This is a genomic window from Pseudomonas serboccidentalis, from assembly GCF_028830055.1.
In the GTDB taxonomy this organism is placed as follows: Bacteria; Pseudomonadota; Gammaproteobacteria; order Pseudomonadales; family Pseudomonadaceae; genus Aquipseudomonas; species Aquipseudomonas serboccidentalis.
In genome coordinates, this window is the sequence record NZ_CP101655.1 from 4,534,936 (window position 1) to 4,558,015 (window position 23,080).

18 protein-coding genes and 2 pseudogenes are annotated in these 23,080 nt (G+C 60.1%); 5 read left to right on the plus strand and 15 right to left on the minus strand.

Annotated elements, in window-relative coordinates:
• Positions 1 to 2 precede the first annotated feature (2 nt).
• The 4 genes and pseudogenes from NN484_RS20625 to NN484_RS20640 all read left to right on the plus strand — a co-directional run.
• Positions 3 to 3,158 carry a CusA/CzcA family heavy metal efflux RND transporter gene (locus NN484_RS20625; RefSeq protein WP_274657749.1) on the plus strand — a complete coding sequence of 1,052 codons (3,156 nt, stop codon included), beginning with the start codon at positions 3 to 5 and terminating at the stop codon, positions 3,156 to 3,158.
• Positions 3,159 to 3,356: 198 nt separating this feature from the next.
• Positions 3,357 to 3,557 (plus strand): co-regulatory protein PtrA N-terminal domain-containing protein, encoded by a 201-nt coding sequence (locus NN484_RS20630; protein ID WP_127651039.1) that lies wholly within the window; start codon positions 3,357 to 3,359, stop codon positions 3,555 to 3,557.
• Positions 3,558 to 3,623: 66 nt separating this feature from the next.
• The gene (locus NN484_RS20635) at positions 3,624 to 3,956 is read left to right on the plus strand and encodes a DUF2790 domain-containing protein (RefSeq protein ID WP_274657750.1); all 333 of its coding nucleotides are present in this window, start codon (positions 3,624 to 3,626) and stop codon (positions 3,954 to 3,956) included.
• A gap of 481 nt (positions 3,957 to 4,437) precedes the next feature.
• A pseudogene (locus NN484_RS20640) lies at positions 4,438 to 4,698 on the plus strand (DUF6124 family protein); the annotation flags it as partial.
• A 119-nt stretch (positions 4,699 to 4,817) separates the two neighbouring features.
• On the opposite strand, the gene NN484_RS20645 reads toward NN484_RS20640, so the two are convergent.
• Positions 4,818 to 6,143, minus strand: a complete 1,326-nt coding sequence (locus tag NN484_RS20645; protein WP_274657751.1) for an OprD family porin — start codon at positions 6,141 to 6,143, stop codon at positions 4,818 to 4,820.
• 213 nt (positions 6,144 to 6,356) lie between these two features.
• A pseudogene (locus tag NN484_RS20650) lies at positions 6,357 to 6,461 on the minus strand (transcriptional regulator); the annotation flags it as partial.
• 325 nt (positions 6,462 to 6,786) lie between these two features.
• Between NN484_RS20650 and NN484_RS20655 the strand changes: the two are divergent.
• On the plus strand, positions 6,787 to 7,251 hold the full coding sequence (locus NN484_RS20655; protein WP_127651036.1) for a GNAT family N-acetyltransferase: 465 nt from the start codon (positions 6,787 to 6,789) through the stop codon (positions 7,249 to 7,251).
• Positions 7,252 to 7,444: 193 nt separating this feature from the next.
• Here NN484_RS20655 and nuoN read toward each other — a convergent pair whose 3' ends face one another.
• The 13 genes from nuoN to NN484_RS20720 form a co-directional block, all read right to left on the minus strand.
• The gene (gene nuoN / locus NN484_RS20660; protein WP_127651035.1) at positions 7,445 to 8,908 is read right to left on the minus strand and encodes an NADH-quinone oxidoreductase subunit NuoN; all 1,464 of its coding nucleotides are present in this window, start codon (positions 8,906 to 8,908) and stop codon (positions 7,445 to 7,447) included.
• A 7-nt stretch (positions 8,909 to 8,915) separates the two neighbouring features.
• Positions 8,916 to 10,448: an NADH-quinone oxidoreductase subunit M gene (gene nuoM, locus NN484_RS20665; RefSeq protein WP_274657752.1), complete on the minus strand. Its 1,533-nt coding sequence runs from the start codon at positions 10,446 to 10,448 to the stop codon at positions 8,916 to 8,918.
• Between the two features lie 39 nt (positions 10,449 to 10,487).
• On the minus strand, positions 10,488 to 12,341 hold the full coding sequence (gene nuoL / locus NN484_RS20670) for an NADH-quinone oxidoreductase subunit L (RefSeq protein ID WP_127651034.1): 1,854 nt from the start codon (positions 12,339 to 12,341) through the stop codon (positions 10,488 to 10,490).
• On the minus strand, positions 12,338 to 12,646 hold the full coding sequence (nuoK, locus tag NN484_RS20675) for an NADH-quinone oxidoreductase subunit NuoK (RefSeq protein ID WP_003180046.1): 309 nt from the start codon (positions 12,644 to 12,646) through the stop codon (positions 12,338 to 12,340). The genes nuoL and nuoK overlap by 4 nt, the downstream gene beginning before the upstream one ends.
• A gap of 3 nt (positions 12,647 to 12,649) precedes the next feature.
• Complete coding sequence (gene nuoJ / locus NN484_RS20680) at positions 12,650 to 13,150, minus strand: NADH-quinone oxidoreductase subunit J (protein ID WP_003223793.1); 501 nt, start codon at positions 13,148 to 13,150, stop codon at positions 12,650 to 12,652.
• A gap of 9 nt (positions 13,151 to 13,159) precedes the next feature.
• Positions 13,160 to 13,708 carry an NADH-quinone oxidoreductase subunit NuoI gene (nuoI, locus tag NN484_RS20685; RefSeq protein WP_003223795.1) on the minus strand — a complete coding sequence of 183 codons (549 nt, stop codon included), beginning with the start codon at positions 13,706 to 13,708 and terminating at the stop codon, positions 13,160 to 13,162.
• Positions 13,709 to 13,719: 11 nt separating this feature from the next.
• Positions 13,720 to 14,727 (minus strand): NADH-quinone oxidoreductase subunit NuoH, encoded by a 1,008-nt coding sequence (nuoH, locus tag NN484_RS20690; RefSeq protein ID WP_007964859.1) that lies wholly within the window; start codon positions 14,725 to 14,727, stop codon positions 13,720 to 13,722.
• Complete coding sequence (nuoG, locus tag NN484_RS20695) at positions 14,724 to 17,438, minus strand: NADH-quinone oxidoreductase subunit NuoG (RefSeq protein ID WP_274657753.1); 2,715 nt, start codon at positions 17,436 to 17,438, stop codon at positions 14,724 to 14,726. The genes nuoH and nuoG overlap by 4 nt, the downstream gene beginning before the upstream one ends.
• Before the next feature lie 136 nt (positions 17,439 to 17,574).
• On the minus strand, positions 17,575 to 18,930 hold the full coding sequence (gene nuoF, locus NN484_RS20700; protein ID WP_274657754.1) for an NADH-quinone oxidoreductase subunit NuoF: 1,356 nt from the start codon (positions 18,928 to 18,930) through the stop codon (positions 17,575 to 17,577).
• Positions 18,927 to 19,424 carry an NADH-quinone oxidoreductase subunit NuoE gene (gene nuoE / locus NN484_RS20705; protein ID WP_003223804.1) on the minus strand — a complete coding sequence of 166 codons (498 nt, stop codon included), beginning with the start codon at positions 19,422 to 19,424 and terminating at the stop codon, positions 18,927 to 18,929. The genes nuoF and nuoE overlap by 4 nt, the downstream gene beginning before the upstream one ends.
• A gap of 2 nt (positions 19,425 to 19,426) precedes the next feature.
• Entirely contained in the window at positions 19,427 to 21,211 is a 1,785-nt protein-coding gene (gene nuoC / locus NN484_RS20710) for an NADH-quinone oxidoreductase subunit C/D (RefSeq protein WP_127651031.1), read from the minus strand.
• A 74-nt stretch (positions 21,212 to 21,285) separates the two neighbouring features.
• Positions 21,286 to 21,960 (minus strand): NuoB/complex I 20 kDa subunit family protein, encoded by a 675-nt coding sequence (locus NN484_RS20715; protein ID WP_003223809.1) that lies wholly within the window; start codon positions 21,958 to 21,960, stop codon positions 21,286 to 21,288.
• A 10-nt stretch (positions 21,961 to 21,970) separates the two neighbouring features.
• On the minus strand, positions 21,971 to 22,384 hold the full coding sequence (locus NN484_RS20720; RefSeq protein WP_003223812.1) for an NADH-quinone oxidoreductase subunit A: 414 nt from the start codon (positions 22,382 to 22,384) through the stop codon (positions 21,971 to 21,973).
• Positions 22,385 to 23,080 lie beyond the last annotated feature (696 nt).

The window sequence follows — 23,080 nt, forward strand, 5'->3', positions numbered from 1 at the left end:
TCATGTTCGAACGCCTGATCCAGTTTGCCATCGAGCAGCGCATCATCGTGCTGCTCGCCGTTCTGCTCATGGCCGGCCTCGGCATCGCCAGTTATCAGAAACTGCCGATCGACGCCGTGCCCGACATCACCAACGTCCAGGTGCAGATCAACACCGGCGCCGCCGGGTTCTCGCCGCTGGAAACCGAGCAGCGCATCACTTTCCCGATTGAAACTGCAATGGCCGGTTTGCCGGCGCTGGAACAGACCCGTTCGCTGTCGCGTTCGGGGCTGTCGCAGGTCACGGTGATCTTCAAGGACGGCACCGACCTGTTCTTCGCCCGGCAACTGGTCAACGAGCGTTTGCAGATCGCCAGGGAGCAATTGCCCGAAGGCGCGGAAGCGCTGATGGGGCCGATTTCCACCGGCCTCGGCGAGATCTTTTTGTGGACCGTGGAAGCCAGGGAGGGCGCGCTGAAGGACGACGGCACGCCCTACACGCCGACCGATTTGCGGGTGATTCAGGACTGGATCATCAAGCCGCAATTGCGCAACGTGCCGGGTGTCGCCGAGATCAACACCATCGGTGGTTTTGCCAAGGAATATCAGATCGCCCCCGACCCGAAACGCCTGGCCGCCTACAAACTCACGCTCACCGATCTGATCACCGCGCTGGAGCGCAACAACGCCAACGTCGGCGCCGGTTACATCGAGCGCAGCGGCGAGCAGTTGCTGATCCGCGCACCGGGGCAAGTGGCGAGCACTGAGGACATCGCCAACATCGTCATGGCCAACGTCGACGGCACGCCGATCCGGGTGAAGAACGTCGCCACGGTGGAAATCGGCCGCGAACTGCGTAGCGGTGCGGCCACCGAAAACGGCCGTGAAGTGGTGCTCGGCACGGTATTCATGCTGATCGGCGAAAACAGCCGTACCGTGTCGCAAGCAGTCGCGAGCAAGCTCGAACAGATCAATAAATCCTTGCCCCAAGGCGTGATCGCCGTGCCGGTGTACGACCGCACGCACCTGGTCGACAAGGCCATCGCCACGGTAAAAAAGAACCTGGTTGAAGGCGCGATTCTGGTGATCGCGATTCTGTTTCTGTTCCTCGGCAACATCCGCGCCGCGCTGATTACCGCGATGGTGATTCCGCTGTCGATGCTGTTCACCTTCACCGGCATGTTCAGCAACAAGGTCAGCGCCAACCTGATGAGCCTCGGCGCGCTGGACTTCGGCATCATCGTCGACGGTGCGGTGGTGATTGTCGAAAACACCCTGCGCCGATTGGCCCATGCGCAGCAACATCACGGGCGCTTGTTGACTCGTGCCGAGCGTTTCAGGGAAGTGTTCGCGGCGGCGAAAGAGGCGCGGCGACCGCTGATTTTTGGCCAGTTGATCATCATGGTGGTGTACCTGCCGATCTTCGCCCTGAGCGGCGTCGAAGGGAAAATGTTCCACCCGATGGCGTTCACCGTGGTCATCGCTTTGCTCGGGGCCATGTTGCTTTCCGTGACCTTCGTCCCGGCGGCCATCGCGCTGTTCGTCACCGGCAAGGTCAAGGAAGAAGAGGGTGCGGTGATGCGCGGCGCACGTCGCGTTTATGCACCGGCGCTGGCCTGGGTCATGGCGCATCGCACAGTGGCCGTGGGCGCTGCTTTGGGTGTGATTGTGCTCAGCGGCGTGCTCACCAGCCGCATGGGCAGCGAGTTTGTGCCGAGCCTCAGCGAAGGCGATTTTGCCCTGCAAGCCTTGCGCGTGCCGGGCACCAGCTTGACGCAATCGGTGGACATGCAGCAGCGCCTGGAGACATTGATTCTGGCGAAGGTGCCGGAAGTCGAACGCGTCTTTGCCCGCACCGGTACCGCGGAAATCGCTTCCGATCCGATGCCGCCGAACATCTCCGACAGCTACGTGATGCTCAAACCGAAAGATCAATGGCCGGACCCGGGCAAGTCCCGCGAAACCCTGATGGCCGAGCTGCAAGCCGCAGCTGCGACCTTGCCGGGCAGCAACTATGAACTGTCACAGCCGATCCAGTTGCGCTTCAACGAACTGATCTCCGGTGTTCGCAGCGATGTGGCGGTGAAGGTGTTCGGTGATGACATGGACGTGCTCAACGCCACGGCGGCGAAGATCGCGGCGGCGCTGCAGAAGGTCAATGGCGCCTCTGAAGTGAAGGTCGAGCAGACCACCGGTCTGCCGGTGCTGACCATCAATATTGACCGCGACAAAGCGGCGCGTTACGGGCTCAACGTCGGCGATGTGCAGGACACCATTGCGGTGGCGGTGGGCGGGCGTCAGGCCGGCACGCTGTATGAGGGCGACCGGCGTTTCGACATGGTGGTGCGTTTGTCCGATGCCATGCGCAAGGACATCGACGGCCTGTCGGCGCTGTTGATTCCGGTGCCCGCACCTTTGAATGGAGCGGCGAATCAGATCGGCTTCATCGCGCTGCAAGACGTCGCCAGCCTCGACTTGGTGCTCGGACCTAATCAGGTCAGCCGCGAGGACGGCAAGCGTCTGGTAATCGTCAGCGCCAACGTGCGCGGGCGTGATATCGGCTCGTTTGTCAGCGAGGCCGGCGAGGTAATCGAACGTGATGTGCAGATCCCGGCGGGTTACTGGACCCGTTGGGGCGGGCAGTTCGAGCAACTGCAATCGGCGGCCAAGCGCTTGCAGATCGTGGTGCCGGTGGCGCTGCTGCTGGTGTTCGGGTTGTTGTTCATGATGTTCAACAATTTGAAGGACGGCTTGCTGGTGTTTACCGGGATTCCGTTTGCGCTGACCGGTGGGGTAATGGCGCTATGGCTGCGGGATATTCCGTTGTCGATTTCGGCGGGTGTCGGGTTTATCGCGCTGTCTGGGGTGGCGGTGCTCAACGGGCTGGTGATGATCGCGTTCATTCGCAATTTGCGTGAGGAAGGGCGCTCGCTGATGGATGCGATCAACGTCGGCGCGCTGACGCGCTTGCGGCCGGTGTTGATGACCGCGTTGGTGGCGTCGCTGGGGTTTATTCCGATGGCCCTGGCGACAGGCACCGGGGCCGAAGTGCAGCGGCCACTGGCGACGGTGGTGATTGGCGGGATTCTGTCTTCGACGATCCTCACGTTGCTGATCTTGCCGGCGCTGTACCAGATCGCCCATCGCCGGGATGAGGACCCAATCTCGATTGAGCCGTGATCCCTTGTAGGAGTGAGCCTGCTCGCGATATCGGTCTATCAGCCAGATTTACATCGGCTGACCCACCGCTATCGCGAGCAGGCTCACTCCTACAGGTTTTGTATACGCACATTACGAATCTGTAATTCCCCCGCCACCGTCACGAAAGGTGCGCCTTGTTACCTTGATCCCGTCAGCTACTTAAACGAGGAATCAACGATGAAATTCGCCCAATTCAGTACCTTCGCAGCCGCCCTGATGCTGTCGTCCCTGGCCATGGCCGAAGGCGGCGGTGACCGCACCTTCGACCGCATGATGACTGCCAATGACCGCTCCATGGAGCTGTTCGTGGCCAAGGAACAGGCCCGCGACCCGGTCGTCGTCAATGACAAGAAAGACGACAAGACCAAAGACCTGTAAGCCCGTCGCACTGGAACAAGCCCGTTGTCGTGTGCCGATGCCGGGCTTTTTTACGGAGGAGTAAACATGCAGTTGAGCAAATGGATGACCTTCGCTGCCGTCATGGCGATGTCGGTGAACGCACTGGCTGAAGGCGGTGGCGATCGCACTTTCGAGCGTGCCTTCAGCGCCAACGCCAAAGCCATGGAGCAATACGCAGCCGAGCGCGGCAAAGCGGCGCCGATGGTCAAGGAATACGAATACGGAATGAAGCTGGACGTGGTGAAAATCGTCAGCGTGGTGAAGCCGCAGCCAAGTTGCTCGGTGGTCCCGACCGCCATGACTTACGAGGATTCGCAAGGGCAGCTCAATACCCTCAAGTACAGCGTGGCGGGTGTGTGCCGTAACAGCGGTGGCTAGCCCGCCTGAGTCGTCACGGTCGACACCCCCTGTAGGAGCTGCCGAAGGCTGCGATCTTTTGATCTTGATCTTTAAAGTCAAAGTCAAAAGATCGCAGCCTTCGGCAGCTCCTACAGGGGTATTTTTGCCAAATCACGATCTGTATTTAGATTCGGAATGTTTAAAGGTTGTGTGGGAAAAGCAGAACCTTCCCACAATGTTTTCAGGTTGTCCGTCGGACGTCCGCTCTCTAGCCTGTGTGGGTCGCTGCCAAATCAGCGATCGGGATTGGAACCCCGCGGCTTAACTGACGCAAAACGCACCGTTCATGACGTATGCTTGCACACTTTCATGTGTGCACTCCGTTATGGCGGCTGTGCGCGGGAGACTTCGAGTCTGTCGGGTTTTGCTCAGTTGCCCGGGTTCCAACCTGCGTACAGCTGCCACCCTTTCGCGTGGAACCGAAAGGGCCAGCTCCACCGTCAAGCTGAGTAAAAACATGATGAAAAAGCCAACCCCCAATCCCCCCGAAGAAACAACGTTTGTAGATCCCGACCCAACATCCCCCTACGCCGCCATCGACACCCACAAACTCCACGAAGCCGCCGAGCGCGCCCTCGACTACTACCTCAACCCCACACCTTCAATCATGGCCGCCCCGTACACCACCAACGCACTGTTCCTGGTCAATCCCGACGCCGACACCGAATCCCTGCTGGCCAACGCCTGCGAATCCCTGGCCTCGGCCACGGTGATGCTCGGCAGCTCCTACAGGATTGTGTTTCGGGACGGCAAAAAAAAGCGCCCCGAAGGGCGCCAAAAATTCACCTCTGACCAAAGGAGCAAGGAGCTTCTAAAGGTGAATGGTATTGCTCGTGAAACTCAGAGAATCGCCAGCGGGTATTCGACGATCACCCGCACTTCATCCAGGTCGGACTCGAACGCCGTGGCGCGGGTGGTGGCCTGGCGCAAGCGCAGCGACAGGTCTTTCATCGAACCGCTCTGCACCACGTATTTGACCTCCACATCACGCTCCCAGCGCTTCTGGTCGGTCAGCGGGTTGCCTTCGGCATTGCGGCGCATGTACACGGCGTTGGCATTGGAATAGTCGGCGTCGGTGCCGCGCGCGTAACGGGTCATGAACGACAAGCCCGGTACGCCATAAGCGGTCATGTCGAGGTCGTAGCGCACCATCCACGAACGTTCTTTCGGCGAGTTGAAGTCGCTGTACTGGATCGAGTTGTCGAGGAAGATCGAGTCGGACTGGCGCAGGTAGTCGAAGTCATCGTTGCCGTTGTTGCGCTGGTGGGAGAGGGCGACGGAGTGCGCGCCGAGTTTCACCCCGACGCGGCCGCTCCAGATGTTGTTGACGAACTGGCCGAGCAGCTGTTTGCCTTCGTCGACCGCCTTGTAATAGTTCAAGCCACCGAACAGCGACAGGTCGTCCGACAGTGGATAGGTCCATGCGGTACCGGCGTAGTACTGATTCCAGGCATCCTTCAGGCGACTGGAGTACAGGCTGAAACTGAGGTTCTTGTTCAACGCATAATCGCCGCCGCCGTAAGCGATCCATGGCGAATTGACCGGGCCTGCGTAGAAGGTCACGAAGTTCTCGCGCATGTCGCTGGACACTGGTTGGCTCATCGCATGCAGGCGTCCGCCCTGAATCGACAGACCTTCGATGCTGGTGTTGGTCGCCGTCACGCCGCGAAAGCTTTCCGGCAGCAAACGCGAGTCGCCGGCCGCCACCATCGGGTTGGCCGGGAACACATCACCGACCTTGACCACCGTATCGAATGCCCGCACTTTCGCGGCGCCGCCGACCTTGGTGTATTCGTCCCGCGCCTGGCCGTCACGGTTGACCGGCAACACATCGAACGAACTGCGCCCACCGTTGCGCCCGTCACCGGTGTCGAGTTTCAGACCAATCATCGCAAATGCATCGACACCGACCCCAAAGGTGCCTTGGGTGAAGCCGGATTCGAACTTGCTGATGACCGCATGCGCCCAGGCTTCGGAATAGCCGTTGCCGGTAGGGCTGGACTGGCCGTTGCGGTGATCGCGATTGAAGTAGAAGTTGCGGTTGAGCACCGTCAGGCTGCTGCCTTCGACAAAACCCTCGGGCTTGTCTTCTGCAAACACCATGGACGGCCCGGAGCCGACCACCACTGCTAAAGCGGCCATCGACATTTTCGTATGGTTAACCATCAAACACTCCTTGGGTTCGGCAGAACGGGAACGTGCGTCGGCGTGGTTTTATTGTTCGACGGGCAAGGGCCCGCCGGCATTGGTCGCCGGGTGACATCGTTGCAAGCTGCGGATAACGCCAAGGTGATGAGGGAATTACAATTTCGTCATGTGCGTTTGGTTTGAGCTCAATCGGTGTGTGGGATTGTTTGTTTCCTCGCTTTTATCGGAATCCTTTACCAGATGAAGCTTGGTGGTCCGTAGTTTGACTTTGCCTTCGCGCTCATCTGCCAAGGATTTCAAGCCGTCCAGTAGTTCGGAAAAAATGTCTCGTTTCATTGTTCCTCCGTGCCTCGATTGATCTTTTCGGCAATTACTGAGGATAGAGAAGTGCCTCAATTCTGGCTGTATGACGAACCTGACCTTCTTGCAAGAGCTTTCGATAGAGCAACAAAGAGACTTCGCGATTGACGTGTCGGAACAATCCACAGCACTATCCGACCATGACTGCCCAACACCGAATGAACATGATGTGCTCCTCTATGACCGCTTCCGGCGGGCCATAAGGTCATACGTGTTTGTCATTTGACGTGTACCCAAAGCCCCGCCAGAAATGGACGGGGCTTTTTCATTGCCCGTCCGTACATGGCTCATGGAGAGAGAAATGTTCGAAATCAGAAGAGCGACCCCGGACGAAGCCCAGATTGCCTTCGATATCCGGCGACTAGCGATTCGGCACCAATGCATCGGTGCCTACAGCCAGCAGCAAATGCTCGATTGGACCAAAGGAGCGGCCGAAGACGGCTACGACACGCTCATGGCAAAGCACTTCTATCTGGTCTGCATTGAGGGTGAACCCGTGGCAACTGGAATGCTTGATCTGGAGCAGCGTGAAATCGGCGCGATCTTCATTCACCCGGATTTCATGCAGCGTGGGCTGGGCAAGCGTGTTCTGTTCTTTCTCGAAGATTTAGCGCGGGATCTGGGGCTGGCCGAGGTGTGTCTGGACGCAACGTTGAATGCTGCCGACTTTTATCGGCGCTGTGGTTACGTCGGGGAGGGGAGTGCGATTTATCAATCGCCTTCGGGTCTGCAACTGGCCTGCGTGCCGATGGTGAAGACGCTGTGATGCCATTGTGGCGAGGGAGCTTGCTCCCGCTGGGGCGCGAAGCGACCCCGCTCTTTGTTTCAAACGAATGGGACTGCTACGCAGTCCAGCGGGAGCAAGCTCCCTCGCCACAGGTTATTTGTTGCTACATAAATCCCGTAAAACAAAAAACGGCACCCGAAGGTGCCGTTTCCGTTTGTAGCCAGCCGAGCAATCAGCCCGCTAGACCCGCCTGCTGAACCAGGGTCAGCAATGGCTGCGGGTAGACGCCGAGGAAGAACGCAACCACGGCGATGGCCAGCAGCATCACGCCGCCTGCCTTCTGTTCCCAGTGCAGCTGGGCGTCGTGGCGGCGCAGGTTCGGCTCGATCAGGTACAGAGTGACCATCACGCGCAGGTAGTAGAACACGCCGATGGCGCTGCCCAGTACCAGGGAACCGACCAGCCACCATTGGTGCGACTCGACACCGGTGGCGATGATGTAGAACTTGCCGATGAAGCCCGCAGTCAGCGGGATACCAGCGAGGGACAGCATCATCACGGTCAGTACGGCGGTCAGGTACGGACGGCGCCAGAACAGGCCGCGGTACTCGTACAGCGCGTCGGCGTCACGGCCCTTGTACGGCGAGGACATCAGGGTGATCACGCCGAAGGCGCCGAGGCTGGTGATCACGTAGGTGACCAGGTAGACGCCGATGGCTTCCACCGCCAGACCCTTGCTCGCCACCAGCGCGATCAGCAGGTAGCCGAAGTGCGCGATGGACGAGTAACCGAGCAGACGCTTGAGGTTGCTCTGGGTCAGGGCCAGCAGGTTACCGAACAGGATCGAGGCGATGGCGATCACGCTCAGTACGTCGCTCAGCACGCCGCTGCTGGCAGCAGGGGAGATCTGGAACAGACGCACCATCACCGCGAACACGGCAACCTTCGAAGCGGTAGCTAGGAACGCGGCCACCGGTGCCGGAGCACCTTCGTACACGTCCGGGGTCCACAGGTGGAACGGTACCAGCGACAGCTTGAACGCCAGACCGATCAGCATCATGCCCAGGCCCAGTTGCGCCAGCGAGCTTGGCAGACCGGTTGCAGCCAGTGCCTGACCGATACCCACGAAGCTCAGCGAACCGGAGTCTGCGTACAGCAGCGCCATACCGAACAACAGGAACGCGGAACCGGCGGCCGACAGCACCATGTACTTGATGCCGGCTTCCAGCGAACGCTTGTTGAAGAAGGCGTAAGCCACCAGACCGTAGACCGGCACCGACAGCAGTTCCAGACCGATGAACAAACCGGCCAGGTGCTGCGCGCTGACCAGAACCAGGCCACCGGCGGCGGCCATCAGGATCAGCAGGTACAGTTCTTCACGGTTGCCCGGGTAACCCGAACCGCCATCACCCAAATAGGCGTGGGCGAGGGTGACACAGGCGAGGGTGGCGACCAGGATCAGCGCCATGTACAGGCAGGCGAAGGTGTCGATCTGCAGCAATGGGGTCACGGCCAGAGGCGCGACTTTCAGGGCTGGCAGGATCGACAGCAGGGCCAGGTTCAGACCGGCGACCGAGATCAGGAAGGTCTGCGAGTGGTTGCGGCGCCAGGCGATTGCCAGCATCACCACGATAATGGTGAGGCTGGTGATCAACAGTGGCGCAAGCGCAATAAAGTGTTGAATCGTGAATTCCATAGCGCTCTTACCGGGCCGAAGCGAGTTGAGTGAAGGCGGTGCCGAGCCACTGCTGCACGCCATGCATCGTGGCGGCGGAAGTGTCGAGGAACGGTTGCGGGTACACGCCGAGGTAAATCAGCAGCGCCGCAAGGCCCAGCACCATGATCAGTTCGCGACCGTCCATGCCATGCAGGATCGAATCCGATTTCGACGGACCGAAGTAGGCACGGTGGATCATGATCAGCGAGTAGACCGAACCGAACACCAGACCGGAGGTGGCAATCGCGGTGATCCATGGAGCGCTGGCGAACGTACCGATCAGGATCAGGAACTCGCCGACGAAGTTACCGGTACCCGGCAAGCCCAGCGACGCGGCGGCGAAGAACAGGCTGATTGCCGGCAGGTAAGCGATACGCGACCACAGACCGCCCATCTCACGCATGTCCCGAGTGTGCAGACGCTCGTACAACTGACCGCTGAGGATAAACAGTGCCGCCGCCGACAAACCGTGCGCCAGCATCTGGATCACTGCACCTTGCAGTGCCAGTTGGCTGCCGGAGTAGATGCCGATCAACACGAAGCCCATGTGGGACACGGAAGAGAAGGCGATCAGACGCTTGATGTCGGTTTGTGCGAACGCCAGGAACGCACCGTAGAAGATCCCGATCAGACCGAGGGTCATGGCGATCGGCGCGAACTCGGCCGAAGCGTTCGGGAACAGCGGCAGAGCGAAACGCAGCAGACCGTAGGCGGCGGTTTTCAGCAGGATACCGGCGAGGTCGACGGAACCGGCAGTCGGCGCCTGGGCGTGCGCATCCGGCAGCCAGGAGTGGAACGGTACGACAGGCAGCTTGACCGCGAAGGCGATGAAGAAGCCGAGCATCAGGATGTACTCGGTGGTCATCGACATCTTGGTCTTCAACAGATCGGCGTAGTTGAAGGTAATCACGCCAGTGTTGTTGAAGTTGACCAGCACCAGACCGAGGATCGCCACCAGCATGATCAGGCCGGAAGCCTGAGTGAAGATGAAGAACTTGGTCGCGGCGTAGATCCGGGTTTTCTTGCCGTCCGACGAACTGTGACCCCAGAGCGCGATGAGGAAGTACATCGGCACCAGCATCATTTCCCAGAAGAAGAAGAACATGAACAGGTCGAGGGCGAGGAACACGCCGACAACGCCGCCCAGGATCCACATCAGGTTCAGGTGGAAGAAGCCAACGTGACGCTGGATCTCTTTCCACGAGCAGAGTACCGAGAGGATACCCAGCAGGCCGGTCAGCAGGATCATCAACAGCGACAGACCGTCGAGGGCCAGGTGCACATTGATGCCGAAGCGCTGGATCCAGACGTGCTTGAACTCAAGCGCCCAGGTCGGATCGGCGCCAGGCGCCGGAGCAAATGAATAGTCACCGTGGGCCCACAGCCAGAGGCCGAGGGCGAGTTCCAGGGTCATGGTCAACAGCGCAATCCAGCGGGGGAGGGTAGCGCCGAAGCGCTCACCCATCCAGCACAGCAGGCCGCCGATGAAGGGGATCAGGATTAGCCAAGGCAGAATCATGACGGGCTCGTTTCCTTTCGCAAATTCGCAAGGTTCATATCAGACCGCTACCAGCACGATGGCGCCGATTACCAGCACGGCACCAGCAGCCATCGAGGCGGCATACCAACGCAGTTGACCGGTCTCGGTGCGGCTCAGGGCGGTGTGACCCCCCTTGGCCATACGCGGGATCAGACCGATGGTCTGGTCGAGCGGGTCTCTGCGCAGTACATGGCTGATCGCAAGGTACGGCTTGACGAACAGTTTGTCGTAGATCCAGTCGAAGCCCCAGGCAGCGAACCACCAGGCCGAAAGGAAACGGCCGATGCCGCTGTTGGCGATCGCGGTCACGAAGCGACGCTTGCCGAGGAACAGCACGGCCGCCAGCAGGATACCGGCCAGGGCGATAGCGCCCGAGGCGATTTCCAGACTGTGCTTGGCTTCGCCACCGGCATGCCCGACGCTTTCCGGCAGTACGCCGTGCAGCGGTGGAACGATCATGGCGCCGACGAAGGTCGACAGTACGATCAGCACCGACAGTGGCAGCCAGTGAGAGATGCCGTGACCGGCGTGGGCTTCGGTCTTGGCTTCACCGTGGAACGTGATGAAGATCAGGCGGAAGGTGTACAGCGAAGTCATGAACGCGCCGACCAGACCTGCGTAGAGCAGACCGTGGTTGCCGCTGGCGAACGCTTCCCAGAGGATTTCGTCCTTGGAGTAGAAGCCTGCGGTCACCAGTGGCAGGGCAGCCAGGGCGGCACCACCGACGATGAAGCTGGCGTAGGCCAGTGGCAGTTTCTTCCACAGACCGCCCATCTTGAAGATGTTCTGCTCGTGGTGGCAGGCAACGATCACCGCACCCGAAGCAAGGAACAGCAGGGCCTTGAAGAAGGCGTGGGTCATCAGGTGGAAAATCGCGCCATCCCATGCGCCAACGCCCAGCGCCAGGAACATGTAGCCAATCTGGCTCATGGTCGAGTAGGCGAGGATACGTTTGATGTCGGTTTGTACCAGCGCGGCGAAACCAGCCAGAACCAGGGTCACACCCCCGACGATGCCGACCAGGTGCAGGATGTCCGGCGCCAGGGTGAACAGACCGTGGGTACGGGCGATCAGGTAGACACCGGCGGTCACCATGGTCGCGGCGTGGATCAGTGCCGAAACCGGGGTCGGGCCAGCCATCGCATCCGCGAGCCAGGTTTGCAGCGGCAGTTGCGCCGATTTACCGACCGCACCACCCAGCAGCATCAGGGTCGCCAGGGTGATCCAGAAGTCGCCGACCTGGAATTTCTGCGGTGCCAGCACCAGCAGTTCCTGGATGTTCAACGTGCCCACTTGCTGGAACAGGATGAACAGGCCGATGGCCATGAACACGTCGCCGATCCGGGTCACGATGAAGGCCTTGAGTGCGGCGTTACCGTTGTTGCGGTTGCTGTAGTAGAAACCGATCAACAGGTACGAGCACAGGCCCACGCCTTCCCAGCCGAAGTACAGGAACAACAGGTTATCGCCGAGCACCAGGAACAGCATGCTGGCGATAAACAGGTTGGTGTACGAGAAGAAGCGCGAGTAACCCGCTTCGCCGCGCATGTACCAGGACGCGAACAGATGGATCAGGAAACCTACACCCACCACCACGCCGAGCATGGTGATCGACAGGCCGTCGACGTAGAGGGCGAAGTCAGGCTTGAAGCCTTCGACCGCCATCCACTTCCACAGCACCAGGGTGTAGTGACCGCCTTCGGGAGGTGCGACGTTGAATTGCCAGATGACGTAGGCGGCGACAATCGCCGACAAGCCAATGGAGCCCACGCCGACCAGCGCCGAGAGGTTTTCCGACCAGCGTCCACGGGAGAACGACAGCAGCAGGAAACCGATCAGAGGGAATACAAAAGTCAGAAAGATTAGGTTCATCCGCGCATCTCACTGGCAGCGTCGATATCGAGCGTGTGGAAGCGGCGATACAGTTGCAGCAGGATCGCCAGGCCAATACTGGCTTCGGCGGCTGCCAGGCTGATCACCAGGATGAACATGATCTGTCCATCCGGTTGCGCCCAGCGGGCGCCCGCAACGATGAAGGCCAGTGCAGAGGCGTTCATCATCACTTCCAGACTCATCAACACGAACAAAATGTTGCGGCGGACCATCAGGCCGACCAGACCAAGGCAGAACAGGATGCCGGCAACGGCCAGTCCATGCTCGAGAGGGATAGCAGGCATGTCTTACTCCTTCGCCTCGTTACGGCCCAAATGGAACGCCGTGACGGCTGCGGCGAGCAGCAGCATCGAGGCGAGTTCGACCACCAGCAGATACGGGCCGAACAGGCTGACGCCCACGGCTTTTGCATCGACGGTGGTGTGGCCGATGGCCTGACCGCTCTGGTGAGCGAACAGCACATACAGCAGTTCGGCCAGCAGCAGGGCGGCGAGAATCACCGGCCCCGCCCAGATACCGGGCTTGAGCCAGGTGCGTTCCTGCTGAACCGAGGCGGGCCCCAGGTTCAGCATCATCACCACGAACACGAACAGCACCATGATGGCGCCGGCGTAGGCGATCACTTCCAGCACGCCGGCGAACGGTGCGCCGAGTGCGAAGAAGGTCATGGCCACGGCGATCAACGAGATGATCAGGTAGAGCAGGGCGTGCACAGGGTTGGTGTTGGTGACCACACGTAGCGTGGACACAACCGCGATACCCGATGCGAAATAGAAAGCGAATTCCATCGTTCTTCCTTAAGGCAGCAAGCTCTTCACGTTGATCGGTTCGGCTTCGTTCTGCGCAGAGCCTTTCGGCTTGCCAGCGATTGCCATACCTGCAACACGATAGAAGTTGTAATCAGGGTTTTTGCCGGGGCCGGAGATCAACAGATCTTCTTTCTCGTACACCAGGTCCTGACGTTTGAACTCGGCCATCTCGAAATCCGGGGTCAGCTGGATTGCGGTGGTCGGACAGGCTTCCTCGCAGAGACCGCAGAAAATGCAGCGCGAGAAGTTGATACGGAAGAAGTCCGGGTACCAGCGACCGTCTTCGGTTTCAGCTTTCTGCAGCGAGATGCAACCTACCGGGCAAGCCACGGCGCACAGGTTGCAGGCTACGCAACGCTCTTCGCCATCGGGGTCACGGGTCAGGACGATGCGACCACGGTAGCGTGGCGGCAGGTAGACCGGCTCTTCCGGGTATTGCAGGGTGTCGCGCTTGCGAAAGCCATGGCCGAAGACCATGACCAGGCTGCGCAACTGGGTACCGGTACCCTTAACGATGTCGCCAATATATTTGAACATGGGTCAAATCCTCACTGAACCGCAACCGCAGGTGTGTTCCACAACACAACCGCAGCGGTTATCAGCAAATTGATCAGGGTCAGTGGCAGGCAGAATTTCCAGCTGAAATCCATCACCTGGTCATAACGCGGACGCGGGATGGAAGCGCGCAGCAGGATGAACAGCATGATGAAGAACGCGGTCTTCAGTGCGAACCAGACGAAGGACAGTTGCGGCAGGATGCCGAACGGACCGTGCCAGCCACCGAAGAACAGGGTGACCAGCAGCGCCGAGATCAGGATGATGCCGATGTATTCACCGACGAAGAACATGCCCCATTTCATACCGGCGTATTCAATGTGGTAACCGTCGGCCAGTTCCTGTTCCGCTTCCGGCTGGTCGAACGGGTGACGGTGAGTCACGGCGACGCCAGCGATGAAGAAAGTACAGAAGCCGAAGAACTGCGGAATGATGAACCACAGGTTCTGCGCCTGGTACTCGACGATGTCGCGCATGTTGAACGAGCCGACCTGCACCACGATGCCCATCAGGGCCAGGCCCATGAACACTTCGTAGGACACGGTCTGCGCCGAGGCACGCAAGCTGCCGAGCAGGGCGAACTTGTTGTTACTCGACCAGCCGGCGAACAGCACCGCGTAGACCGACAGACCGGCCATGGCGAAGAAGAACAGCAGGCCGATGTTCAGATCCGCCACGCCCCAGGTCGGGGTGATCGGGATGATCGCAAACGCGATCAGCAGGGCCGACATGGCGACCACCGGTGCCAGGGTGAAGATCACCTTGTCGGCAAACGGTGGGGTCCAGTCTTCCTTGAAGAACATCTTCAGCATGTCGGCGGCGATCTGGAACATGCCGAACGGGCCAACGCGGTTCGGACCGTAACGGTCCTGCCACCAGCCCAGCAGGCGACGTTCGACAAAGCTGAGCAACGCGCCTGCGACCACAACGGCCAGCAGGATCACGATGGCTTTGATGACCGTCAGGATCACATCGATCACTTCAGGGGTGAACCAGGTCATTGCGCTGCCTCCTGCAGACCGTCGACGGACACGCCGGCGAATGCCGGTGGAATGCCGGCGATGCCCGCAGGCAAGGCCACCAGACCAGCGCCCAGTTCTTCATTGATGCGCAGCGGCAGACGCAGGGTCTGGCCGGCCACGTTCAGGCTCAGCAGAGCACCGTCGTTGACGCCCAGACGATCCGCTTCGGATTTCGCCAGAGCCACGTACGGAGCTGGAATGCGTTCTTGAACCGGTGCGGCTTTCGACGAGTTCTCGTCGCTGCCGAACAGGTGGTAGAACGGCACGGCCTGCCAGGTGCCCGGCGCCGGGCTGAACGCACGCGGTGCGGCAGCGAACCAGTTCAGCGAGTCGCCGGTGCTTTCGATCAGGCGGGTGCCCGGGTCGCCAGCGCGCAGGTGACCACCGACTTCGTCCTGGAACTTGTTCCAGGCTTGCGGCGAGTTCCAGCCCGGCGACCAGGCGAATGGCACTTGCTGACGAGGTTCAGCCGAACCCGAGTAACCTTCCATGGAGAAGGCGAACGCGGTGTCTTGGTCTTGCGGGGTGCGTGGTTCGTGAACGCTGATGTCGGCGCGCATCGCGGTGCGACCGGAATAACGCAGCGGCTCACGCGCCAGTTTCAGACCCTTGATGCGGAACGCGGCAGACGGCGCGGCATCGACGATACGTGCCAGTTGCTCGGTGCTTGAAGCCACGGCAGCGGTGACGTGGTCGAGTTGCGTCCAGTCGATCGGCTGGTTCAGCAGGGTCGAGCGCAGGGCGTGCAGCCAGCGCCAGCCTTCGTGAACCAGGATGCTCGCATCCATGTATTGCGGATCGAAAACCTGGAAGAAGCGCTGGGCGCGACCTTCCTGGCTGACCAGGGTCCCGTCGCCTTCCGCGAAGCTCGCCGCAGGCAGAACCAGTTGCGCGCGGTCGGTGGTGGCGGTCTTCTGGTGGTCAGCAACGATCACTACTTTCGCAGCGTTCAGGGCCGCATCGACCTTGGCTTTCGAGGTGCGGGTGTACAGATCGTTTTCCAGCACGACGATGGCGTCGGCCTTGCCGTCGATCACGGCTTGCAGCGCGGCGTCGACCGATTCGCCACCGAGCATGGCCAGGCCGAGGCTGTTGGCTTCCGGCACGATCAGGCTGATCGAACCGTTCTTCTCGCGCAGCTTCAGAGCCTTCGCAATGTTTGCCGCAGCCTCGATCAGCGCTTTGGAGCCCAGCGAAGTACCGGCGATGATCAGCGGGCGCTTGGCCGCGAGCAGGGCGTCGGCGATGCGCTTGGCCAGTTCCAGGGCTTCTGCGTCCAGACCTTCAACGGCCGGTGCGCTGGCGTCCAGGGCGTGGGCCACGGCGAAACCGATGCGCGCCAGATCGTCTGGAGCGGCGTGTACGCATTCTTCGGCGATGTCGTCGAGCTTGGTTTCGGCCAGGCTGGCGATGAACAGCGGGTTCAGCGCGTGCTGACCGATGTTCTTCACGGCGGCGTCGAGCCAAGGCTGAACGCGCATGGCTTCGGCCATGTCTTCGGCCTTGCCCTTGACCGACTGACGCAGGGACAGCGCCATACGTGCAGCCGTCTGGGTCAGGTCTTCACCGAGGACGAAGATCGCGTCGTGGTCTTCGATGTCGCGCATGTTCGGCACTGGCAGCGGGCTGTCTTTGAGCACTTGCAGGACCAGACGGATGCGCTCCAGTTCGCAGGCTTCGATACCGGAGTAGAAGTGCTCGGCGCCCACCAGCTCACGCAGCGCGTAGTTGCTTTCGAGGCTGGCACGCGGCGAACCGATACCGACGATGTTGCGACCGCGCAGCAGATCGGCAGCCTTGTCCAGCGCCTGATCCAGTCCAAGCTTGGTGCCGTCGGCCAGCATCGGCTGACGTGGGCGATCGGTGCGGTTGACGTAGCCATAACCGAAACGGCCACGGTCGCACAGGAAGTACTGGTTCACCGAACCGTTGAAACGGTTTTCGATGCGACGCAGTTCGCCGTAACGCTCGCCCGGGGAGATGTTGCAACCGCTGGAGCAGCCATGGCAGATGCTCGGCGAGAATTGCATGTCCCATTTGCGGTTGTAGCGCTCGGAGTGAGTCTTGTCGGTGAACACACCGGTCGGGCAGACCTCTGTGAGGTTGCCGGAGAACTCGCTTTCGAGGGTGCCGTCTTCAACGCGACCGAAGTACACGTTGTCGTGGGCGCCGAATACACCGAGGTCGGTGCCGCCAGCGTAGTCCTTATAGAAACGCACGCAGCGATAGCAAGCGATGCAGCGGTTCATTTCGTGGGAAATGAACGGGCCCAGTTGCTGGTTCTGGTGGGTGCGTTTGGTGAAGCGATAACGGCGCTCGTTGTGGCCAGTCATCACGGTCATGTCTTGCAGGTGGCAGTGACCGCCTTCTTCGCACACAGGGCAGTCGTGCGGGTGGTTGGTCATCAGCCATTCGACAACACTGGCGCGGAACGCCTTGGATTCTTCATCGTCGATGGAGATCCAGGTGTTGTCGGTGGCAGGGGTCATGCAGGACATGACGATGCGACCACGGGTGTCGTTCTCGTCGGTGTACTGCTTGACCGCGCATTGGCGGCAGGCCCCGACGCTACCAAGCGCGGGGTGCCAGCAGAAATAAGGGATGTCGAGGCCCAGCGACAGACATGCCTGTAACAGGTTGTCTGCCCCGTCGACTTCGAGCGCTTTGCCGTCTACGTGGATAGTGGCCATGGTTCAAAGGTCTTCGTTGGCCCGGTGTCAGCGGGCGTGGCTAATGGAATCTTGTTATCCGTCCGAATCCAGTCAGCCCCGAAAGGCGTCATCGGACGAAAGGCGAAGGGCACGGACCCTTCGCCTTTTTAAGCGTTTACGCGCCGACTACGATCGGCCTTGCCAGAGGCGGGACGGCGGCGCTTGCAGGCGCGATACCGGCTTCGAACTCTGGACGGAAGTATTTGATGGCACTGCCCAACGGCTCCACGGCACCCGGTGCGTGAGCACAGAAGGTCTTGCCCGGGCCGAGGAAGCCGACCAGACCCAGCAGGGTCTCGATGTCGCCCGGCTGACCGCGGCCTTCTTCGATGGCCATCAGGAGCTTGACGCTCCATGGCAAGCCATCACGGCACGGGGTGCAGAAGCCGCAGGATTCGCGAGCGAAGAACTGCTCCATGTTGCGCAGCAACGACACCATGTTGACGCTGTCGTCCACCGCCATCGCCAGGCCGGTACCCATCCGGGTGCCCACTTTGGCGATGCCGCCGGCGTACATTTGTGCGTCGAGGTGTTCCGGCAACAGGAAACCGGTACCGGCGCCACCTGGCTGCCAGGCCTTGAGCTTGTAACCGTCGCGCATGCCGCCGGCGTAGTCTTCGAACAGCTCGCGACCGGTGACGCCGAATGGCAGTTCCCACAGGCCCGGGTTCTTGACCTTGCCGGAGAAGCCCATGAGCTTGGTGCCCATGTCTTCGCTGCCTTCGTGAGCCAACGATTTGTACCAGTCAACGCCGTCGGCAATGATCGCCGGCACGTTGCACAGGGTTTCGACGTTGTTCACGCAGGTCGGCTTGCCCCATACGCCGACGGCGGCAGGGAAGGGCGGCTTGGAGCGCGGGTTGGCGCGGCGGCCTTCGAGGGAGTTGATCAGTGCGGTTTCTTCACCGCAGATGTAACGCCCGGCGCCGGTGTGGACGAACAGTTCGAAATCGAAGCCGCTGCCCAGAATGTTTTTACCCAAAAGGCCCGCAGCCTTGGCTTCTTCCACGGCACGGTTCAGGTGCTTGGCGGCGGTGGTGTACTCGCCACGCAGGAAGATGTAGCCACGGTAGGTTTTCAGTGCGCGGGCACTGATCAGCATGCCTTCGATCAGCAGATGGGGCAGTTGCTCCATCAGCATGCGGTCTTTCCAGGTGTTCGGCTCCATTTCATCCGCGTTGCAAAGCAGGTAGCGGATGTTGATGGATTCGTCTTTAGGCATCAGGCCCCACTTCACGCCAGTGGGGAAGCCTGCACCGCCGCGACCTTTCAAGCCGGCGTCTTTCACGGTCTGGACGATGTCGTCCTGAGCCATGTCGGCGAAGGCTTTGCGCGCAGCGGCGTAACCGTTCTTGGCCTGGTATTCGTCGAGCCACACGGCTTCGCCGTCGTCACGCAGACGCCAGGTCAGCGGGTGAGTCTCGGCCGAACGCTTGATGCGGTTGGCGGGACTGAAAGATGTCAGGGTCATACGTAGCCCTCGAGCAGTTTGGCCACGCCAGCAGGCTGCACGTCGCCAAAGGTGTCGTCGTCGATCATCAGCGCCGGTGCCTTGTCGCAGTTGCCGAGGCAGCAGACAGGCAGCAGGGTGAAACGACCGTCGGCGGTGGTCTGACCCAGGCCGATGCCCAGATTGTTCTGGATTTCGCTGACCACCGACTCGTGGCCGCCGATGTAGCAGACCATGCTGTCGCAGACGCGAATGATGTGACGGCCAACCGGCTGACGGAAGATCTGGCTATAGAACGTCGCCACGCCTTCTACGTCGCTGGCCGGGATGCCGAGGATCTCGCCGATCGCGTACAGGGCGCCATCCGGCACCCAGCCGCGTTCTTTCTGAACGATCTTCAGGGCTTCGATCGACGCCGCGCGCGGGTCTTCGTAGTGATGCAGCTCGTGCTCGATGGCCGAGCGCTCGGTTTCACTCAAGGTGAAACGGTCTGTCTGGATAAGCGTGCTGTTCATGCTTAGCGGTCCACGTCGGCCATAACGAAGTCGATACTACCCAGGTACGCAATCAAGTCCGCGACCATGCTGCCTTTGATCACCGAAGGGATCTGTTGCAGATGCGGGAAGCTCGGAGTACGGATCCGGGTACGGTAGCTCATGGTGCCGCCGTCGCTCGTCAGGTAATAACTGTTGATGCCCTTGGTCGCTTCGATCATCTGGAAGGATTCGTTGGCCGGCATGACCGGGCCCCACGAAACCTGCAGGAAGTGCGTGATCAGGGTTTCGATGTGCTGCAGCGTGCGCTCTTTCGGCGGCGGCGTGGTCAGCGGGTGATCCGCCTTGTACGGGCCTTCCGGCATGTTGCGCATGCATTGATCGATGATCTTGATGCTCTGGCGCATCTCTTCGACGCGGACCATGCAGCGATCGTAGGCATCGCCGTTGGCGGCCAGCGGTACTTCGAACTCGAAGTTCTCGTAGCCGGAGTATGGGCGCGCTTTACGCAGGTCGAAGTCGCAACCGGTGGAACGCAGGCCGGCACCGGTGACGCCCCATTCCAGGGCCTCTTTGGTGTTGTACTGGGCAACGCCGATGGTCCGACCCTTGAGGATGCTGTTCTGCAGGGCAGCCTTGGTGTATTCGTCGAGGCGCTTTGGCAGCCATTCGACGAAGTCTTTCACCAGTTTGTCCCAGCCGCGTGGCAGGTCGTGGGCGACGCCACCGATGCGGTACCAGGCCGGGTGCAGACGGAAACCGGTAATGGCTTCGATCACCGTGTACGCCTTCTGGCGGTCGGTGAAAGTGAAGAACACCGGGGTCATCGCACCAACGTCCTGGATGTAGGTCCCCAGGAACAACAGGTGGCTGGTGATCCGGAAGAACTCGGCCATCATGATGCGGATGACGTCGACCTTCTCGGGCACCTTGATGCCGGCCAGCTTCTCGACCGAGAGCACGTACGGCAGGTTGTTCATCACACCGCCGAGGTAGTCGATACGGTCGGTGTACGGAATGAAGCTGTGCCAGGACTGACGCTCGGCCATCTTCTCGGCACCACGGTGGTGGTAACCGATGTCCGGTACGCAGTCGACGATCTCTTCACCGTCCAGCTGCAGGATGATGCGGAAGGCACCGTGCGCGGAAGGGTGGTTCGGGCCCAGGTTGAGGAACATGTAGTCCTCGTTGGCACCGGAACGCTTCATGCCCCAGTCTTCAGGACGGAAGCGCGCGGCTTCTTCCTCAAGCTGTTGCTTGGCGAGGTTGAGGCTGAACGGATCGAATTCGGTGGCGCGCGCCGGGAAGTCCTTGCGCAGCGGGTGACCTTCCCAGGTCGGCGGCATCATGATGCGCGACAGGTGCGGGTGGCCTTTGAAGTCGATGCCGTACATGTCCCAGACTTCACGCTCGTACCAGTTGGCGTTCGGCCAGATGCTGGTGACGGTCGGCAAGCTCAGGTCGCTTTCGGACAAGGCGACTTTGATCATCACGTCACTATTACGCTCAAGCGACATGAGGTGATAGAACACGGTGAAGTCGGCGCCCGATGGCAGCCCTTGACGCTTGGTGCGCAGACGCTCGTCCACGCCGTGCAGGTCATAGAGCATGACGTACGGCTTGGGCAGGTTGCGCAGGAAAGTCAGGACTTCGACGAGTTTGGCGCGCGCCACCCACAGCACCGGCATGCCGGTGCGGGTCGACTGAGCGGTGAACGCTTCGGCGCCAAAACGGTTGTTCAATTCGACGACCACATCCTGGTCGTCTGCCTTATAAGGCGGGATGTACAGAGCGCTGCCTGTAGTCATGGTTATTTTTTCGCTTTCGGTCAACGTAAAGAATGAAGCCAGCTTCTCGTTTCTTTTGTAAGAACAGATCTGGATCAGACTTCGTCAGGGCTGCGCAGGTTGGTCACTGCGATTCGCTGTTCGCGGCGCTGTTCCTTCTGCGAAGGCATGTCGGCGCGATAAACGCCTTGATCACCAACGACCCAGGACAGTGGGCGACGCTCCTGGCCAATCGATTCCTGCAACAGCATCAAGCCTTGCAGAAATGCTTCTGGACGGGGCGGGCAGCCAGGTACGTAGACGTCCACGGGCAGGAACTTGTCCACCCCTTGAACCACGGAGTAGATGTCGTACATGCCACCGGAGTTGGCGCACGAACCCATGGAGATCACCCACTTCGGCTCGAGCATTTGCTCGTAGAGACGCTGAATGATCGGCGCCATCTTGATGAAGCAGGTACCGGCGATAACCATGAAGTCGGCCTGACGCGGTGATGCCCGGATAACTTCGGCGCCAAAGCGCGCGATGTCGTGGGGCGCCGTGAAGGCGGTGGTCATTTCCACATAGCAGCACGAAAGGCCGAAGTTGTACGGCCACAGGGAGTTTTTACGCCCCCAGTTGACCGCACCACTCAGCACGTCTTCGAGCTTGCCCATGAAAATGTTTTTGTGGACTTGATCCTCTAACGGATCGGAAACGGTTTCCCGTTCGCCAATCGGATACTGCTCGTTAGGAGCATCGGGGTCGATTCTGGTGAGATTGTATTGCATTGCCAAAGCCTCATTGTTTCAGCTTCGCCTGCCGCTTGCGACGAGCTTCCGGAGCCCAGTCAAGGGCGCCCACTCGGAACAGGTAGACAAGACCTGCCAACAGAATTGCTATGAAAACGAGAGCTTCGACGAATCCGGTCCAGCCGCTTTCGCGGACGGACACAGACCATGCAAAGAGAAAGAGGGCTTCGATATCGAAGATCACGAACAGCATCGCGACCAGATAGAATTTGGCTGAGAGCCGCAAGCGGGCGCCACCGGTAGGTAGCATGCCGGACTCGAACGGTTCGTTTTTGCTGCGGCCCCAGGCTTTTGACCCGAGGAGGCTGGAGACGCCGAGCATGAAGGCACACAGGCCGACTACACCCAGAAGGAAAATGGCAAAGCCCCAGTTGTGGGCCATGAGTCCTGTCGCTTCGGGCATGCTGGTAATCCTTAACAGAGAGCAAAGGTCTCTGAGCTTGATAAAGAAATAAGGCAGTGACGATATGTCGCAGCAATCAATCGCGCTGATTTTATGGCTAAACACCCTGCAAGTAAAATTCCTATAGCGAAATTATTTATTGGAATAAGGACATAGCGCACCTCCAATGCCCTGCAGCCCATGCATTGCGGGCATTAGCCGGGTTTCTGCCAATTATGTTTTGTAAGAAATGTAACGAACATAGTTGCCGCTAAATGATAATTGATATCGTTTGGAGTGGTTTTGTAACTGTTTAGCGGCGCAGTAACCGGAAAGTTGTCTTATATGCCTGTTACTGCAAGTAGCGGTGGCGCTCGTTTTACCCGATTTTTGTGACGCGGGTACTGGTCTGGATCAATGTTTTGTCCGAGCGCCGCCGGTCATTGCAGGAGTGAGCCTGCTCGCGATGGCGGTGTGCCTGCCAAGACATAAGGTGACGGACACACCGCTATCGCGAGCAGGCTCACTCCCACAAGGTTTCGTGGCGCTTGGGAGGTCTTGAGCCCAACACATGCCCCATGTAGGAGCTGCCGAAGGCTGCGATCTTTTGATTTTGCTTTTAAAAGACAAGATCAAAAGATCGCAGCCTTCGGCAGCTCCTACATGGGGGAGGGCGTGTTTTCGGGGCGCAAAAAAACGCCCCGAACCAGTCGGGGC